Annotated in this window: 18 protein-coding genes; 3 read left to right on the top strand and 15 right to left on the bottom strand. The window is 31.8% G+C overall.

Annotated features, from left to right (window positions below):
• The first annotated feature begins 1 nt into the window (after nucleotide 1).
• Nucleotides 2-880: an ABC transporter ATP-binding protein gene (locus tag ACFVRR_RS09950; RefSeq protein WP_387327696.1), complete on the top strand. Its 879-nt coding sequence runs from the start codon at nucleotides 2-4 to the stop codon at nucleotides 878-880.
• Nucleotides 873-1,874: an ABC transporter permease subunit gene (locus ACFVRR_RS09945; RefSeq protein WP_387327693.1), complete on the top strand. Its 1,002-nt coding sequence runs from the start codon at nucleotides 873-875 to the stop codon at nucleotides 1,872-1,874. Before ACFVRR_RS09950 ends, ACFVRR_RS09945 begins: the two co-directional genes overlap by 8 nt.
• A gap of 74 nt (nucleotides 1,875-1,948) precedes the next feature.
• Here the strand turns inward: ACFVRR_RS09945 and ACFVRR_RS09940 are convergent, their stop codons facing one another.
• The 15 genes from ACFVRR_RS09940 to ACFVRR_RS09870 form a co-directional block, all read right to left on the bottom strand.
• Nucleotides 1,949-3,247, bottom strand: coding sequence for an NCS2 family permease (locus ACFVRR_RS09940; RefSeq protein WP_387327691.1), 1,299 nt, complete (start codon nucleotides 3,245-3,247; stop codon nucleotides 1,949-1,951).
• Between the two features lie 370 nt (nucleotides 3,248-3,617).
• Nucleotides 3,618-3,917: a hypothetical protein gene (locus tag ACFVRR_RS09935; RefSeq protein WP_387327689.1), complete on the bottom strand. Its 300-nt coding sequence runs from the start codon at nucleotides 3,915-3,917 to the stop codon at nucleotides 3,618-3,620.
• 444 nt (nucleotides 3,918-4,361) lie between these two features.
• Nucleotides 4,362-5,306: a nucleoside hydrolase gene (locus tag ACFVRR_RS09930; RefSeq protein WP_387327686.1), complete on the bottom strand. Its 945-nt coding sequence runs from the start codon at nucleotides 5,304-5,306 to the stop codon at nucleotides 4,362-4,364.
• Nucleotides 5,307-5,505: 199 nt separating this feature from the next.
• The gene (locus tag ACFVRR_RS09925; RefSeq protein WP_387327684.1) at nucleotides 5,506-6,813 is read right to left on the bottom strand and encodes a pyrimidine-nucleoside phosphorylase; all 1,308 of its coding nucleotides are present in this window, start codon (nucleotides 6,811-6,813) and stop codon (nucleotides 5,506-5,508) included.
• A 96-nt stretch (nucleotides 6,814-6,909) separates the two neighbouring features.
• Nucleotides 6,910-7,728, bottom strand: coding sequence for a purine-nucleoside phosphorylase (locus ACFVRR_RS09920; RefSeq protein WP_387327682.1), 819 nt, complete (start codon nucleotides 7,726-7,728; stop codon nucleotides 6,910-6,912).
• A gap of 13 nt (nucleotides 7,729-7,741) precedes the next feature.
• Nucleotides 7,742-8,923 (bottom strand): phosphopentomutase, encoded by a 1,182-nt coding sequence (gene deoB / locus ACFVRR_RS09915; protein ID WP_387327679.1) that lies wholly within the window; start codon nucleotides 8,921-8,923, stop codon nucleotides 7,742-7,744.
• A 285-nt stretch (nucleotides 8,924-9,208) separates the two neighbouring features.
• The gene (locus ACFVRR_RS09910; protein WP_387327677.1) at nucleotides 9,209-9,910 is read right to left on the bottom strand and encodes a TerC family protein; all 702 of its coding nucleotides are present in this window, start codon (nucleotides 9,908-9,910) and stop codon (nucleotides 9,209-9,211) included.
• Between the two features lie 351 nt (nucleotides 9,911-10,261).
• Nucleotides 10,262-11,014 (bottom strand): type I methionyl aminopeptidase, encoded by a 753-nt coding sequence (gene map / locus ACFVRR_RS09905; RefSeq protein ID WP_387327675.1) that lies wholly within the window; start codon nucleotides 11,012-11,014, stop codon nucleotides 10,262-10,264.
• A 162-nt stretch (nucleotides 11,015-11,176) separates the two neighbouring features.
• Nucleotides 11,177-12,103, bottom strand: coding sequence for a site-specific tyrosine recombinase XerD (xerD, locus tag ACFVRR_RS09900; RefSeq protein WP_387327672.1), 927 nt, complete (start codon nucleotides 12,101-12,103; stop codon nucleotides 11,177-11,179).
• Between the two features lie 6 nt (nucleotides 12,104-12,109).
• A complete protein-coding gene (locus ACFVRR_RS09895) occupies nucleotides 12,110-12,328 on the bottom strand; it encodes a YqzK family protein (protein ID WP_097974731.1) in 219 nt (72 codons plus the stop codon).
• Nucleotides 12,329-12,529: 201 nt separating this feature from the next.
• Nucleotides 12,530-12,976 (bottom strand): ferric iron uptake transcriptional regulator, encoded by a 447-nt coding sequence (gene fur / locus ACFVRR_RS09890; protein ID WP_387327668.1) that lies wholly within the window; start codon nucleotides 12,974-12,976, stop codon nucleotides 12,530-12,532.
• Between the two features lie 67 nt (nucleotides 12,977-13,043).
• Nucleotides 13,044-13,694, bottom strand: a complete 651-nt coding sequence (gene spoIIM / locus ACFVRR_RS09885; protein ID WP_069031790.1) for a stage II sporulation protein M — start codon at nucleotides 13,692-13,694, stop codon at nucleotides 13,044-13,046.
• 208 nt (nucleotides 13,695-13,902) lie between these two features.
• Nucleotides 13,903-14,769, bottom strand: coding sequence for an alpha/beta fold hydrolase (locus tag ACFVRR_RS09880; RefSeq protein ID WP_387327664.1), 867 nt, complete (start codon nucleotides 14,767-14,769; stop codon nucleotides 13,903-13,905).
• Between the two features lie 175 nt (nucleotides 14,770-14,944).
• Complete coding sequence (locus ACFVRR_RS09875; protein ID WP_387327661.1) at nucleotides 14,945-15,634, bottom strand: DUF975 family protein; 690 nt, start codon at nucleotides 15,632-15,634, stop codon at nucleotides 14,945-14,947.
• A gap of 78 nt (nucleotides 15,635-15,712) precedes the next feature.
• Nucleotides 15,713-16,258: an NUDIX domain-containing protein gene (locus ACFVRR_RS09870; RefSeq protein ID WP_387327658.1), complete on the bottom strand. Its 546-nt coding sequence runs from the start codon at nucleotides 16,256-16,258 to the stop codon at nucleotides 15,713-15,715.
• 90 nt (nucleotides 16,259-16,348) lie between these two features.
• Between ACFVRR_RS09870 and mciZ the strand changes: the two genes are divergently transcribed.
• Nucleotides 16,349-16,498 (top strand): Z-ring formation inhibitor MciZ, encoded by a 150-nt coding sequence (mciZ, locus tag ACFVRR_RS09865; RefSeq protein ID WP_139116353.1) that lies wholly within the window; start codon nucleotides 16,349-16,351, stop codon nucleotides 16,496-16,498.
• The last annotated feature ends 24 nt before the right edge of the window (nucleotides 16,499-16,522 follow it).

Here is a 16,522-nt window from a genome sequence, read left to right as displayed (position 1 = left end):
TTTGTTGAAAATCCATCATTTAAGTAAAAAACTTGATGAACATGAAGTGTTAAAAAATCTAAACTTTCAAATAGAAAAAGGTAAAATCACAGGCTTAATCGGTAGAAATGGAGCTGGTAAAACGACTCTTTTAAGGACGATCGTTGGCATTCTATCTCCAGACGAAGGCTCAATTAGTATTGACGATAAAGAGATTAACGAATCACCTATTACTAGAAGACAAATTGCATATATGAGTGATTCTACAAATTTCATTAATCAATATAGTGTGAAAGAGCTTATTACAATCTATGAAAATTCATATCCAAATTTCAATAAACACAAATTTCTAGAAGCATTAAATAAATATAAATTACCTGATACATCTCTACGTAAATACTCTAAAGGGATGAAAACACTTATCTATTTATTATTAACCTTTTCAACAGATGCAAAATATGTCATTCTAGACGAACCAACTAACGGTTTAGATCCAGTCGTTAAAAGGACTGTTTTACAATTAATCATTGAATATGCAAGCACAAACTCAGTCGGAGTGATTATTTCATCACATCATCTCGCTGAACTAGAAAAAATAATTGATCAATATTTATTTATTAAGGATGGAAGAATTAATTCAATCTCTACAATGGAAGAAAGTACGAGTCAATTTTATAAATTACAAGTAGCATTTGAAAATGGCTTACCTAAAATATTTGAAGATGACCCTTCTATTTCTGTATTCTCAAAAACTGGCAAAGTAGCAATTATCATTATTAATGGAAATAAGAACGAATATATAAAACGAATGGAAAATGAAAATCCACTTCTTCTAGAAGAACTTCCATTGACATTAGAGGATCTATTTTTCATAAATGATGGAGGGGACTTATATGTTTAGTAAAGCATTGTGGCTAATAAATTCCAAACAATCTAGACTTGCACTTATTTTATTATATCTTGTCTATCTGATCATTCTTCCATTTAGCTATTACAATAACACTGATGAATTAAATCGAGCATTGCTAACTTATCCTAGTAATCCGTACATTTATATATCTGACTTCAGTATGCTAGCATTTATTTCACCAATCATAGTATTAATATTAAGTATTTTATTAATAGGAATTGGACGAAATACAGGAGGAATTGATTTTCAATTTTCCCTTCCTTACTCACCAAGACAACTTTATTTATCAAAATGGGTGTTTGGAATTGCTCATATTTTTATGGCGACTATTGGATTATTTATTTTAACTCTATTAATCCATTACAATACGAATCTTTACAAATATATTGATGCTTCATCATTTGTAACCATTTTTACTGTCATATTCCTATTTACGATTGCTTTTTTTACAATTGGTCTCTCGATTGGAACAATTACAGGTCATTATTTTTCTCAAACACTTTTCACTATTTTTACGATTTTCTCACCTAGTATTATCTATTTTAGTATTTATTCAAACTTGAATGGGATCTTTAACTATAAATTACCTGACATTAGCTTTGAAAAAATGATTACTAGTTGGTCCATTCCATATCAAACAGGTCCACTATCAATTTCAAAAGATTTTAATGAACAAATTGTTCATTATCCAACTATAGATTACGGAAATTTATCGATCATTATCCTCTATATCGTTGCATTTCTAATAATCGGTTTATTATGTTATAACAGATCTGCTAATGTAAATAATGGCAAATTATTCGTTTATAAAAAATTCGGTTTATTCGTAAACGTCTTATTTGTATATCTTTCAGCGACATTAATCGCTTTATTAACATCTACTATTGCCAATGGAAATAACACGATTATTTACGTGATTGGATTAATAATTGGTACCGTTGTTGGCTATTTCTTCTATAAACGATTAAATAAATTTTTTGATTAATGTTTTTCAAAATCTAAATTTCAAAAAACAACAAATTAAAAAGCGCTGGTTCATAGAAGAATCAGCGCTTTTTTTTATGCAATAAAGTTCAATGCAAATCGTACAAAGAATAATGCTGAAATTGCCACCATATATGGTGTGATTTCAGTTTTCTTACCTCCTGCCATTTTTACTAATGGATAAGCAATAAAACCGAATGCAATTCCGTCAATAATACTATATGTTAAAGGGATGAATGCTAAAATTAAGAAGGCTGGTATTGCCTCAGTAGGATCATCCAATTGAATATCTGTAATATGTTTAACCATTAATGAACCGATTATGATTAAGATTGGTGCAATCGCAGATGTTGGAATATATGCTATTAATGGCATAAAGAGTAAACATCCTAAAAATAAAAATCCAGTTACAACAGAAGTAAGACCTGTTCGACCACCAGAACTAATACCTGCACTACCTTCAACAGCAATAACTGTTGGGCTAGTTCCAAGTAAACCGGATAAAATAATACCAAACGCAGTTCCTTGAACAACCTTTTGTTGCTTATGCTCTTGGTTCATCATGCTTAATTGACCATGAATAATACCGATTGATTCGAATAATACAACCATCGTTAACGAAAATACTGCAATCCAAAATGGAAAACTCAACACATGAGCAAAGGTCAGTTGTCCGACAACTGCACTAGCAGATTTCATTGTGATTTTTGTTGTATCATGTGCTTTTTCAATTCCACCATGTAAAATGAAAGAAATGATTGTACCTAAAATAACTGTAATTAAAAAGTTTGCAGGTACATTTTTAATAAAAAGATAAATCGCAATACCTAGTGTAATAACTGTTGCTAAAACATCTACGTTTGTAAAATTTGCAATCGATACGAACGTACTTTCATTTTTTACAACAATCCCACCAGCTTGAAGACCGATAAACGTTAAGAAAAATCCAATTCCAACTGTAATTGCACTTTTTAGTGATAATGGAATCGCAGTTGTTAATTTCTTAATTAATTTTGTGAATGATAAAATTGATAATAAGATTCCACTTACAAATACAACAGCAAGTGCTTCCTTCCAATTCATTCCCATTTCTCCAACCATTGTATAAGTAAACAATGCGTTGATGCCCATTCCCGGAACTAATACTAAAGGTGAATTACTCCATAATCCCATCATAACGCTTCCAAAAAAAGCTGACAAAATTGTGGCAATCATTGCACCTTGGAACGGTATACCTGCATCATGCAAAATTGTACTATTAACGGACAAAATATAGACAAGTGTTAGAAATGAAACTGCACCTGCAATCAACTCCGTTTTAATGGTCGTACCGCTACCTTCAAGATTAAACTGTTTGTTCAATAAATTTTTCAAAGAAAATCCTCTCTTTTAGTGTCTCCCTCTCCCACCCATGCAACAAGGCACGATTACAATTATACTAAATTTAATCAAATAATTAAACAAGAAAATAATTTTCTTTAGTGTTTTAATTTACAAAAGCTTCATACTCACAACAATACTAACAGTTTCTCACCTTGTAAAAACTTATAGTTTTTTAGTGTTTCGTTTATGAAAATTTTTTTGATGAGCAAGTTGATTGGAAATAAAAAGTAATGGATTCATATAAGAACTACACGTGCCTAAGACCACAAGCTGTTAGGCAACAACTTAGGTCTTAGGTCCCTATTGCCCTTAGGATTGCGAGCATCTTTTGTAGTAATCTTCGGACTTGAAACAATAAATATTAGGCATTTCCGTAATAATCAGCTACATAGATAAAACCTTTTTTTCGAAGGATATAATTTTCTTCATTTAAAGAATAACATTTTGCGTGTTCATTTTTTAGGAATTCCTTATCACCCTGATTATGTTCTTGGTCATCTGCAATTTCAGACTTTAAGGCTAAAATAGGATGACCATCAAAAAACACATGAGTCCTCAATGCAATTGATGGTGAAGAATGTAACACAAAAAATAAAATGATGGGTATTAATATTAGCGGACTAAATAGCAGCATTATCTCTTTCCACGTCGTTTGCCTCAACTTTACACCTCTTATTTCATAATAACTATTTATCATTCTTTTTGTTAATTTAATAAATGGACTAATCTCAGCTCAGGTAGACTTGTTTTCAAGAACTTCAATTATTATATTTTCCTCTTATTTATATTTCTTGATTATGTGATAATTCGTTAAAAACTTTATAACTCCTTTTTTCGACAATTACTATCTATTTGAAATGCACTGAAATGTACTCTTTTATTCATCACTTTAGCAATCTATCCGATACGTAGAAAAAGCCTTTTTTATGGTTTTAAATCATCTTTCTATGTATCATTTTTGCACTTATGTTATTAAGAAGCTTAAACTTAAGTATTTAAAAAATATTATTTTAACAATAAGCAAAAACAAACCCTTGCATAATATGACAAGGGTTTGACAAATTTCGGATCAATTAATTTGATAATTTCTCTATAAATTTTTGAACTAGAACTTCTCCCCAGTCATAATTGACATAAAATCTTTATAAAACCCTTCATAATCGAGGCCTACGGCAATCTGTTGTTTCGGTCTTCCATCAAATTTCTCAGGAGTATCCGTTACTCGAAAATCTGCAATACTTTGACCCCTAGCCTCCTCGGTTGAATCAATTAAAACAGCAGATTGATAGAATTTAAATAAATCGCTACGTATGACTGCCATGATAGTTACCGCATCATGAACTGGGCTCCCTTTTATGCCGGGTACTTTCTTTTGATAGAAGTTGAAATAATAGTAATCTAATAATGGTTTTACAAGATCAGTTTTCCCTTTAGAATGAATATAATTGGCCATTGAAGGAGTTACTATGGCATTTTGCGTTACATTTAATGGGAAAATATATGCACCACTTACATACTTCATAACGATATTAGCTGCTATCGGATCACCGTGAAAATTCGCTTCAGCTACTGGGGTAACATTTCCGGGATAAAGAAAAGCCCCGCCCATTATATAGTAAGAATTCACACTTTTCATCAAATCTTCGTATAAGATAAATAGGGTCGCTAGTGAGGTTAACCTCCCAGTATTTACGATTATTAGTTCATCCTTATACTGCTCAATCAAATTGATCACTTCACAAAAGTTCTCTAAGTTCTCTAACTTTAAACCTGGATCGATTGGACCTAAACCAAACGGTCCATGTATATCAAGATAATAGGTCGGGATTTCTCCCGTCATTGGTTTCTCAGCACCCCCATAAACTTTAATATATTCTTTTCCTGACCTTTTAAGTAAAAACCGAACATTCCTTGTCGTTTCTTTTTTAGTTACATTCCCATAATCCGCTACAATCCCAATTATATCAATCTCTTCTGTTAATCGTGCATAAGCCAAAGCGATCGCATCATCAATTCCTACATCACCAAAAAATAACACTTTCTTTACCATTAGCTTAGCTCCCTTTAAATCAAAACTTTGGAACATTTTTTTATTATTAATTCCTTTGATATAAAGGTATGTTGCTATCTTTTTGAAAAGTATAAAAAATAGATCGTATATGATTAACTTAAAAAGTAAACTGGCATTTTGTTGAATAAGAAGAACAAAAAAAGCTATTCTCATCACTGAGAATAGCTTTTAAATATTTTTAAGCTTCCATAATTAAATCATAAACTAATGTAGGTTCTTCTACTTTTTCAGTAGAAATTTTAATGTTTTCTAATAAGTCTTTTTCAACTTCACTAATATCTTCTGTGCTTGAATATACAGTAACTAATGAATCTCCTTTTTTAACTGCTTCGCCTACTTTTTTGTTTAGCATTAATCCAACAGCTAAGTCGATAACTGATTCTTTTGTTGCACGTCCTGCGCCTAATTTCATAGCTGCTGTTCCAACTGCATCAGCAACGATTTGTGAAACATAACCGTCTTGCTTTGCTACTACTTCTTGTACATATTTAGCTTGAGGTAGTTTTGATGGATCATCTACTACTGAACCGTCTCCACCTTGAGCTACTAAAAATGCTTTAAATACTTCTAAAGCTTTTCCGTTTTTCATATTTTCTAGAAGTTTAGCTCTTGCTTCTTCTATTGTTTCAGCTTTTTTAGCTAGTACAACCATTTGGCTACCTAATACTAAGCATAATTCTTCTAAATCTTTTGGACCTTCACCTTTAAGAGTGTCAATTGCTTCTTTCACTTCTAATGCATTACCGATCGCAAAACCTAATGGTTGGCTCATATCAGAAATAATTGCAACTGTTTGTCTTCCAACGTTGTTCCCAATCTTAACCATCGCTTTAGCTAAATCGCGTGCATCATCAATATCTTTCATAAATGCACCTGCACCAGTTTTAACATCTAAAACAATAGCGTCTGCACCAGCAGCGATTTTTTTACTCATAATTGAACTTGAAATTAATGGGATTGAGTTAACAGTTGCTGTTACATCACGTAGTGCATATAACTTTTTGTCAGCAGGTGTTAAATCTCCTGTTTGTCCGATAACGGCTAATTTTATATCATTTACTTGCTTCATAAATTCTTCTTCTGTTAATTCAACATGGAAGCCTTCTACTGCTTCTAATTTATCGATTGTACCACCAGTATGACCTAAACCACGTCCGCTCATTTTGGCAACTGGAATATCTAAAGAAGCTACTAATGGACCTAATACAAGTGTAGTTGTATCACCTACTCCACCAGTTGAATGTTTATCAACTTTGATTCCTTCGATGTTAGAAAGGTCAATTGTATCACCAGAATGTACCATTGCCATTGTTAAATCACTATATTCTTTTTCAGTCATACCTTTTAAGAAAACTGCCATTGCAAAAGCACTCATTTGGTAATCAGGTACACTACCATCAGTGAAACCTTTGATTACAAAATTAACTTCTTCTGTTGTTAATGTTTTTCCGTCACGTTTTTTTTCGATTAAATCTACCATTCTCATTTTTGAAACGCCTCTTTCTAATTTGTATATATTACCTCTAATGAAAAGTGACTTCCACATAATGTAGAAGTCCTTTTCTATTCGTTTACTTTTGAATTACCCGATTTTACGAACAATCTCTTTTACTAATGATAAAAATGAAGCTCTTACTCTTTGTGTTGTTTCAATAACTTCTTCATGGTTTAGCGGTTGATCTAAAATGCCCGCTGCCATGTTTGAAATACATGAAATACCAAGTACTCTTAATTCAGCATGACGTGCCACAATTACTTCAGATACAGTTGACATCCCAACAGCATCAGCACCTAATGTTCTAAACATGCGAATTTCAGCTGGAGTTTCATAAGATGGTCCTGTCAGTGCAGCGTAAACTCCTTCTTGAAGTTTTACATCTACTTCACTAGCAGCATTTTTTGCAAGCTCTCTTAATTCACGGTCATATGGATAAGACATATCTACAAAACGAACGCCTAGCTCTGGGTTATTTGGTCCAATTAGTGGACTAGTACCAGTAAAATTAATATGGTCTGTAATTAACATTAAATCACCAGGTTCGTATGAAGTATTAACTCCACCTGCAGCATTCGTTACGATTAATTTTTCTACACCTAATTCTTTCATGATACGTACAGGGAATGTAACTTTTTCCATGCTATATCCTTCGTAGTAATGAACTCGTCCTTGCATTGCTACTACTTCAATACCGTGTATCGTTCCAAAAACTAGTTGTCCTTCATGTCCTTCAACTGTTGATGTTGGATATTCAGGAATTGTATGATACGGAATTTTTTCTTGATTTTCAATTTCATCAACAAGAACTCCTAAACCTGATCCTAAAATCAATCCAATTTTAGGCTGTCTGTCAACTTTACTTTTAATAAAATCAGCGGCTTTATCGATATTTTCTTTATTCATATGTAACTCCACCTTATCTCAATTTTTCAAAAAAACTTGATCCATGTGATGGCATTGTAACTTTAAAGTTTTCTGCAATGGTTGCCCCAATATCTGCAAACGTTTTTGGTATTTCTAATTCTTTACCTTCTGAAAACTGTTTACTATAAACTAGTAATGGAACATATTCTCTTGTATGGTCTGTACCAGTATATGTCGGATCATTTCCATGATCGGCAGTAATCATTAATAAATCATCTTCTTTTAATAAATCAAATACTTCAGGTAATCTTGCATCGTATTCTTCTAATGCTTTACCGTAACCTAGTGGATCTCTTCTATGACCGTATACTGCATCAAAATCAACTAAATTTAGGAAGCTTAAACCAGTGAAATCCATTTTTAATGTATCAACTAATTTATCCATACCGTCCATATTTGAAACAGTACGTAATGCTTTCGTAATTCCTTCACCATCGAAGATATCAGCAATTTTACCGATTGAAATTACATCAAAATTCGCATCTTTTAATTCATTCATAACAGTACGTCCAAATGGTTTTAATGCATAATCATGGCGATTTGGTGTACGTTTGAAGTTTCCAGGCTCACCTACAAATGGTCTCGCGATTACACGGCCAATCATGTATGGATCATCTAATGTTAATTTACGTGCAATTTCGCAATAACGATATAAATCTTCTAAAGGAACAACTTCTTCATGAGCTGCAATTTGTAAAACAGAATCAGCAGACGTATAAACGATTAAATCGCCTGTTTTCATATGCTCTTCACCAAGTTCAACTAATATCTCAGTTCCAGAAGCAGGTTTATTTCCGATTATTTTACGATCAAAATGAGTTTCCAATTCGCTTATTAATTCTTTAGGGAATCCATCAGCAAAAACTTTAAATGGCTTATCAATATGAAGACCCATGATTTCCCAATGTCCAGTCATTGTATCTTTTCCAACTGATGACTCTTCCATTTTTGTGTAATAAGCAAGTGGCTTATCGGCCTTTGGAACCCCTTTCAATTCTCTAATATTACTTAAACCTAGTTTTGCCATGTTCGGCATATGTAAACCATTCATTTCTTCAGCAATATGGCCTAGTGTATCTGAACCAACATCATTAAATTTTTCTGCATCAGGAGCTTCTCCGATCCCTACAGAATCCATAACAACGAGGAACACTCTATTAAATTTTCTATTCATTTGTTTTCCTCCTAACTCATCGAAACAAACTGAAACATAAATGATAGCGTCAGATGTCTGACAACTAAAGTATACTTATTGTCCTAATTCTTTTCAAGAATTATATTTTCCAATTTGTGTCTATTGATACTATATTTCCCCAGAATACTGTTATTTTGACATAAATATTTCATAATTATTTTCTTTTTTTAGCCGCTAATAAAAATGATATGCTAAAACTCCCTCTTACATACTGTATTGAAAAAATAAAAAGCCCAAGCTTTATAAGCTGGGCCTTTTAGCATATTATGCTGTTTGATTTTCTGAACTTGCAACTTGATGTTTTTGTGCTTTTCTTTTAGCAACTATTGTACCAGCTGCAATTACGATTGCAGTCATGACAATTTTGAACGCTAAAGCAATTGTATGATTTTCAAAAGCATTGTTAATCATTTTTTCATGAGTAATCATACCGGCTGCAGTCCAAGCTAAGATACCTGAACCAATCGTTGTAATAATTGGGTATTTGTTCATAATTTTCATTAATAATGAGCTTCCACCAACAATAATTGGAATTGAAATTAAAATACCAATTACGATTGCAACTAAGCTACCGTGAGATACACCAGCTAAAGCTAAAACATTATCAAGACTCATTAACGCATCAGCAATGATGATCGTTCGAACTGCTCCCCATAATGTTGCACCACTTTTAACTTCGCCGTGTCCAGAGTCATCGACTAATAATTTAAAAGCAATCCATAATAACATTAAACCACCGATCGCATAAATAAACGGAATTTTTAATAAATACACGATTACTGCTGCAAATACTATACGTAGTCCAATTGCACCTAATGTACCAAATAATACGGCTTTTTTCTTTTGTTCTGCTGGTAAGTTTTTAGCTGCTAATGCGATTAAAATAGCATTGTCACCACTTAATAACAGGTCGATAAAAATTACATTCAATAGTACTCCAATACTTAATCCACCTAATAAATCCATGACTCTTCCCCCTTTTAGATCTAAGATTAATTAAACAACCTGTACCCGTGACTACAAAATAAAAAGACCTTTGCCTATAGTTGTAGTACTACGGCAAAGGTCTTGCTGAGCATACAAAAGTATGCCAACAAAGCCGATGAGAATTTCTTCTCATGTAATGACGACTTTGTTTCAGGATCTCTCCTGACGCTACTCCCCTTTGGAGTATTCGATTGTTTATTAATACTATAATAGTATTCTAGCTAGTCCATTATGTCAATAGATTTTAATTCATTTTTAATTAATAAGTTTATCTTTTAATAGCTCAATTATAATTTTTTATACTTTCATTTTCAATGTAAATAATTACCTTTACATTGATTGCTTTGTCAAAATTTTTGGTCCATTACTTGTAATCGCTAAAGTATGTTCATATTGTGCTGAATTTTTTCCATCTCTTGTTCTAGCTGTCCAGCCATTTGAATCCATTGTTGATTGCCATGATCCTAAATTAATCATCGGTTCAATCGTAATGACCATCCCCTCACGCAGTCTTAAACCTTTACCAGCCATACCAAAATGAGGAACATATGGCTCTTCATGAAGAGTTGGTCCTATGCCATGTCCAGTAAAATCACGTACAACAGAATAACCTAATGACTCAGCATAAGATTGAATCGCAAAACCAATATCACCAATACGGTTTCCTACTACAGCTTGCTCTATACCTTTATATAGGCATTCTTGAGTAACTTTTAATAAGTCTTTGTTTTCTTTAGCTATATTTCCTACACCGTATGTCCAAGCCGAATCAGCAAGCGCACCATTTAAATTTACAACCATATCAATCGTTACAATATCTCCATCTTTTAATGGTTTTTTACGAGGGAATCCGTGGCAAATCTCATCATTAATTGAAGCACAAGTTGCATATTTATATCCTCGGTAACCTTTTTGCTCAGGTTTCGCACCATTTTCAGCTAAAAACTTTTCTACAAAATGATCGATTTCCCAAGTCGTAATCCCAGGTTTAATCATTTTTGCAATTTCCTTATGCGTAGCAGCTAATAAAGAACCTGCTTCATCCATTAAGTTAATTTCACGTTCAGTCTTAATCGTAATCATTTATTTCATCCTTTCAAGTCACCTAAGTTTCAGTTCATACATGATTAATTTAATATATTATGCTTTTCACATTATAACAATCATTTTACAAGAAAAAAGAGCTTAATTTAAGCTCTTAATGTGTAAACAAAATTTTTAAAATTTGAGTTTCAGACTGAACCATCAAGCTCTTGGATGAAACTCTTTATAAACATCCTTAAGCCTATTTTTCGTTACATGTGTATAAATTTGTGTTGTCGATATATCTGCATGTCCTAGCATTTCTTGAACTGATCTTAAATCAGCGCCATTTTCTAATAAATGTGTTGCAAATGAATGACGTAAAGTATGCGGTGTTAATTCATGTTGAATATTTGCTTTTTCAGCTTGTTTTTTTAAGTTTTTCCAAAATCCTTGTCTAGACATTCTATTTCCATGATGATTTAAGAAAAATGCATCATTATTTTTTTTACCCTTTAATTCATTTCTTGACAATTTTAAATAATTTTCAATTGATTCAATCGCAAGCTTACCTAAAGGAATAATTCGTTCTTTACTTCCTTTACCTAAGCATCGCACAAATCCCATAGTTAAATTAATGTCAGATAGATTTAATGATAATAACTCTGACACTCGCATGCCAGTAGCATATAACAATTCTAACATTGCCTTATCTCTTAAACCAAATGTAGAGTGGTCAGGAACTTCTAACAAAGCCTCTACTTCCTGAAGTGATAAAACCTTTGGAAGTACTTTTGGCGCTTTTGGAATTTCTATTAAAAGTGAAGGATCGTCTTTCATACCATCAACCTCACGAATTAAAAATTGATGAAATGAGCGAATTGTTGCTAATTGACGAGCCATTGTTCGAGCTGTTAAATTTCTTTCTTTTAAATATTTTAAATAACTAATAATATGTAACCTAGTTATATTTGTGAGACCATTTATATTTTCAACAACGTCTAAATATTTTCCGTAGCTTTCTAAATCCTTACTATATGATAGAATTGTATTTTTAGATAAACCTTTTTCAACTTGGATAAAATGGATAAAATCCTCCGTTGCAAAATCAAATTCTTTTTTAAAAGGTGTTTTATCAGTCGTTGTCACATTTCATTACTCCCCGTTTTGATAAAACCGTACCAATTGGTTAAAAGCACCATCCTTTTTATGAATGTCCACCTTTAACATAGAGCCTTCTGGTCGGTCATATCGATGCATATTTTCATATTCAGAATGAATCCATTGAATAGCAAAATAAAATAAAATTGTACATGTAATAAATAAAATAGTAACTTTTATTACATTAAAAACAATACCTGCTCTTTTTTTCATATGACCACCACCTTTTGCTAGAAGTAAAGACATCATTACTACATACTATGCAAAAATAGGACAAATCATACTTCTAAAAATCAACATTAATCATTCAGTGTATTATTTAGAACATGAAAAAGAGCAGACTCTTTTTATTGAACTGCTCCATCTTTTAAGAATCAAAAATAAAATGATTTTAATTAAATTAAAATCATTTTATTACTCTTCGTTTTGATCATGGCGATGACATACACCATGAAATGATAATCGATGATCTTTAATTTTAAATTTCCAACGTTCTTCAACTGTCTTTTCAACTTCACTTAATAGATTTTCATGAATTTCATCTACTGCTCCACAAACCGTGCAAATTAAATGATGGTGAAAATGTTGTGCACCTTCATGTCTTAAGTCGTATCTTGAAACGCCATCACCAAAATTTATTTTATCAACAATTGTTAACTCAGTTAGTAATTCTAACGTACGATAAACAGTAGCAAGTCCAATTTCTGGCGATTTTTCTTTCACTAGGAGGTAAACATCTTCTGCACTTAGGTGATCTTCTTCGTTTTCTAATAAAACACGAACAGTGGATTCCCGTTGTGGTGTTAATTTGTATCCTGCTAAATGTAGTTGTTTCTTTATTCGTTCAACTCGTTCTTCCATTCTTTTCACTCCCTCGCCACTTGATAATAATTATAACAAAGAAAGAGAAAGTGTCAAAAATTATTTGTTAATTTTTTGAAACAATTATTTCTGAAATGGCTTTTAAAAAATAAGTTGAACCATATGCCTCAATAATACTTGCAATACTTAAGCAAACAGCAACAACTCCAAAGACAATAGAATACGAGACTAACTGTTTCATAATTGGTTCATTATCATTTTTAATAAATTGTTTTCTAATCATTCGAATGGATAGTTGAACTGCTAAAACTGTTAATAGTATATATAATGGTAAAACGATAACATTTTGTGGAAAAACAGAAGAAAATGCTAATAAAATACCATGCCAACCTAATTGATTGACTAAAAATCCAACTGTAAATCCAACTACCAATCCTTTCATAAATAATAGAATAAGAATGATTGGTAATCCGATGATTGAGATCCCTAAAACCCAAATCAATGCTAAAAACTTCAAATGAGAAGAATAGCTAGAAAGGAACACTTCATTTCCGCTAATATAATCACCATTATTAACTTGTCCAAAAAAATGTGTAATAAAGGATAGAATATCCTGCTTTTGACTCACATTCATACTATTTACGATGACTGCTCCAAATACTACACCAAAAAGTAAGATCACACTAACAAAAATATAGAGTGACAAATAATCTTTAACATGTTTTTTCATCGTTGATTTGACTGAGCTTCTTGTCATGATATCATCTCCTGGACTATATTCTCTCTTCATTTTATGAATGGACAAGTAATTTATTCTATTAATTTATAAAAGTTGAAAAATTAATAATAAAGAAAAAGTGGTTCTTGTTCCTATATTATGGAAAGGAATGATCATTTTAGTTCGAATTATTTCAACAAATAGAAAAAAGCTGTTAAAGTCAGGCAACGACTAAAACAGCTTTGTTTTAATTTAATAATTCAATTTGTTTTTTTATGATATGACCGATCGATTTTGCATTTTCTTCATTATTTCCATAAATAGTTGAATGTGTATGGCCTTCTAATGTTTGACGGCTACCTTGATTCGTTGTTTCACAATATTCATTATGATATTTTTCAACTTTATGTAGTAATTCCTTTTTTTTCTTCAGATTAAGCTGTAAACCACTTTGATTGGAAGCTGTTAATACTATTAAAGGAATATTCATTTTAATTTTCAATGCGTCCTTTATACGTAAGTTACTATAATGTAGGTTTTTCCACTCACTAACAACAGTCTTCCAATGCTTATAGCTCTTAATTGCCCTAATCATTTCGAACTGATTATCTGGGGTAGTTTTCATTATTTTATTAATTAGCTTATTTGGTATTGCCTTAGTAAGATTAAATTGGTTTGCATTTTTCATCATTAACGCAAATTGATATAGTAACTTATCATATACTTTCTGTTCATTTTCCTCTAGAGTCGGATGTGTTGGATCGAGTAAAATCATAGATTGGATAGCATTTGGAAAAAGGCGAGACAATTGGAATACAATATATGCTCCTAGAGAATGTCCTACAGCAATTAATGGACTTTTAATATTTAATGCTAATAAAATATCATAGCATTCAAAAGCTTGTTGTTCTGTTGATCGTTCTGTTGTCCATATTCCACTTTTTCCATAACCTAAGCGATCGTATGTTATAACTCTGGCATATTTACTCAACTCTTCTTGTAAATACTTCCATTGATGAAGAGTATGCATCATTCCACATTCTAAAAGAACTGTGACTTTGCCATCCCCTTTTACTCGAACGTGATATGTGCCAAGCTCACCATTAACAAACAATATTCTCACCTTCATCGTATTTGATTAGTTGTCTTATTGTATTCTTTTTTCCTGTTTTCTATTTTATCCTTAATTCTTAAATTTTTACTTAATAAAAATGCTTTTTTTTTGAGATAAGCATTAAAAACGTTAAAAAAAGACGTTAAAAAAATTAACGTCTTTAGTCTTAAGGTTTTTAAATTGTTTCTTTTTTTCCTTCGTAAGCTTCTTTTACTTCTTCGTAAAATTGAGCTTGAGTTGCAGAAAAATATGGTGCTACATAAAATAAAGCTAGCCCAAAAGTAATGATGATTAATAGAAGCCAACCGATGAATGAAAGCCATAATAAAAATAATTTCCATTTATATCCATCCATCATTCTTCTACTTAATGTAATTGCATCCAATGCACCCATATCTGGATGATCTTTTAAAATATATCCAACTTGTGAATAAGCGATTGATTTAATTATACCAGGTACTATTAGTAAAATAAGCCATAGGATTGTAAATAAAGCTACTAAAAATCCAACGATTATTCCTCTTATAAATTGATGTCCACTTTTAAAATAGAAAAATAAGTCCGATAAATTTTTTTCCTCATCACGAATAAGGTTTAAAAAGTAAACAATTAATCCATAACCTAGTAATGTATTTACGACCCAAGTGATAATATCAATGACTGTTTGCAATCCTGCGGGAATTATCACTTTATCATCCATTGGATCCAAAAATAAATTCCCACTGTAATGGTAATTGACTGGTCCATTAAGTAGCATATGAATAAGTCCTTGTACTACCCAAAAAACCACAAGTGTTAAAATCGCTTTACCCCAATTACCAGATAGACGACTTTTAGCTGTTTTTTTAATTGATGAAATTCTCATCTACTCATCCTCTCAAAAAATGTCACTTTATTTTACCATGTTTATTTCCATATTTTGAGAATTATTTTTAATTTTATTTTAATTTTTTTGTAATAATTGTAAATATTGGACTGCAAAACATGTTTTTGCATCATGGATTGAACCTTTTTTTAGTTCCTCTAGACACTCGTCTAATGTTAGCTCAAAAATTTCAACAAATTCATCTTCGTCTAAAGCAGCACTATTTTCTAGTTTCTTTAAACCTTTTGCTACATATATATGTATGTACTCGTCTGCAAACCCCGGTGAAGTATAAAAAGATTGTATATGCTCCCAATTTGCTGCTTCATATCCAGTCTCTTCTTCTAGCTCTCGTTTAGCCGTTACAAGTGGCTCTTCGCCTTTTTCTAGTTTTCCTGCTGGAATTTCTAGAAGACTTCTTTCTAGCGCTTTTCTGTACTGCTCAACAAAAATAATTTTTCCTTCATTTGTAATTGGAATAACAGCCACTGCGCCGGGATGCTTTACGATTTCACGCGTACTTGTATTTCCATTCGGTAATTCTACCTTTTGATAATAAAGAGAGATAACTCTTCCTGTGAATACTTTTTCTTCCGCTAGTGTTTTTTCTTCAAATTTTTTCATTTTTTTCATCACCTTGTTCTAATTTATATGGTTGTCACATACATTTTATCATTTATTTCATTAAAATACTTTCTGAAATGAGGTAGTCTGATGAAAATGTGTATGACGGAAAATTCTGTTGTCCTTGTGGGCTCCAAAACAGAAATTTTAAAAACCCTCGAAGTTATTAGTATGCAATATAAAACCGTTCAAGAATGGATTCAAAACTCCAATGGCAAGCTTCTATATGTTGTAAAATAATGCTCTTTTCCCTACAATTATATT

Origin of the sequence: Gottfriedia sp. NPDC057948, from assembly GCF_042887255.1 — a bacterium.
GTDB lineage: Bacteria > Bacillota > Bacilli > Bacillales > Bacillaceae_G > Gottfriedia.
Note: the sequence above shows the minus strand (reverse complement) of the source record. Positions and strands in the feature narration are given on the sequence as shown.

Excerpts from the sequence above, each read along its gene's own strand:
- ACFVRR_RS09945 (WP_387327693.1), top strand. The coding sequence starts at position 873 with ATGTTTAGTAAAGCATTGTGGCTAATAAATTCCAAACAATCTAGACTT.
- ACFVRR_RS09930 (WP_387327686.1), bottom strand. The coding sequence starts at position 5,306 with ATGGTAAAGAAAGTGTTATTTTTTGGTGATGTAGGAATTGATGATGCG.
- ACFVRR_RS09925 (WP_387327684.1), bottom strand. The coding sequence starts at position 6,813 with ATGAGAATGGTAGATTTAATCGAAAAAAAACGTGACGGAAAAACATTA.
- ACFVRR_RS09920 (WP_387327682.1), bottom strand. The coding sequence starts at position 7,728 with ATGAATAAAGAAAATATCGATAAAGCCGCTGATTTTATTAAAAGTAAA.
- deoB (WP_387327679.1), bottom strand. The coding sequence starts at position 8,923 with ATGAATAGAAAATTTAATAGAGTGTTCCTCGTTGTTATGGATTCTGTA.
- ACFVRR_RS09910 (WP_387327677.1), bottom strand. The coding sequence starts at position 9,910 with ATGGATTTATTAGGTGGATTAAGTATTGGAGTACTATTGAATGTAATT.
- map (WP_387327675.1), bottom strand. The coding sequence starts at position 11,014 with ATGATTACGATTAAGACTGAACGTGAAATTAACTTAATGGATGAAGCA.
- ACFVRR_RS09895 (WP_097974731.1), bottom strand. The coding sequence starts at position 12,328 with ATGAAAAAAAGAGCAGGTATTGTTTTTAATGTAATAAAAGTTACTATT.
- fur (WP_387327668.1), bottom strand. The coding sequence starts at position 12,976 with ATGGAAGAACGAGTTGAACGAATAAAGAAACAACTACATTTAGCAGGA.
- spoIIM (WP_069031790.1), bottom strand. The coding sequence starts at position 13,694 with ATGACAAGAAGCTCAGTCAAATCAACGATGAAAAAACATGTTAAAGAT.
- ACFVRR_RS09875 (WP_387327661.1), bottom strand. The coding sequence starts at position 15,634 with ATGAGAATTTCATCAATTAAAAAAACAGCTAAAAGTCGTCTATCTGGT.
- ACFVRR_RS09870 (WP_387327658.1), bottom strand. The coding sequence starts at position 16,258 with ATGAAAAAATTTGAAGAAAAAACACTAGCGGAAGAAAAAGTATTCACA.
- mciZ (WP_139116353.1), top strand. The coding sequence starts at position 16,349 with ATGAAAATGTGTATGACGGAAAATTCTGTTGTCCTTGTGGGCTCCAAA.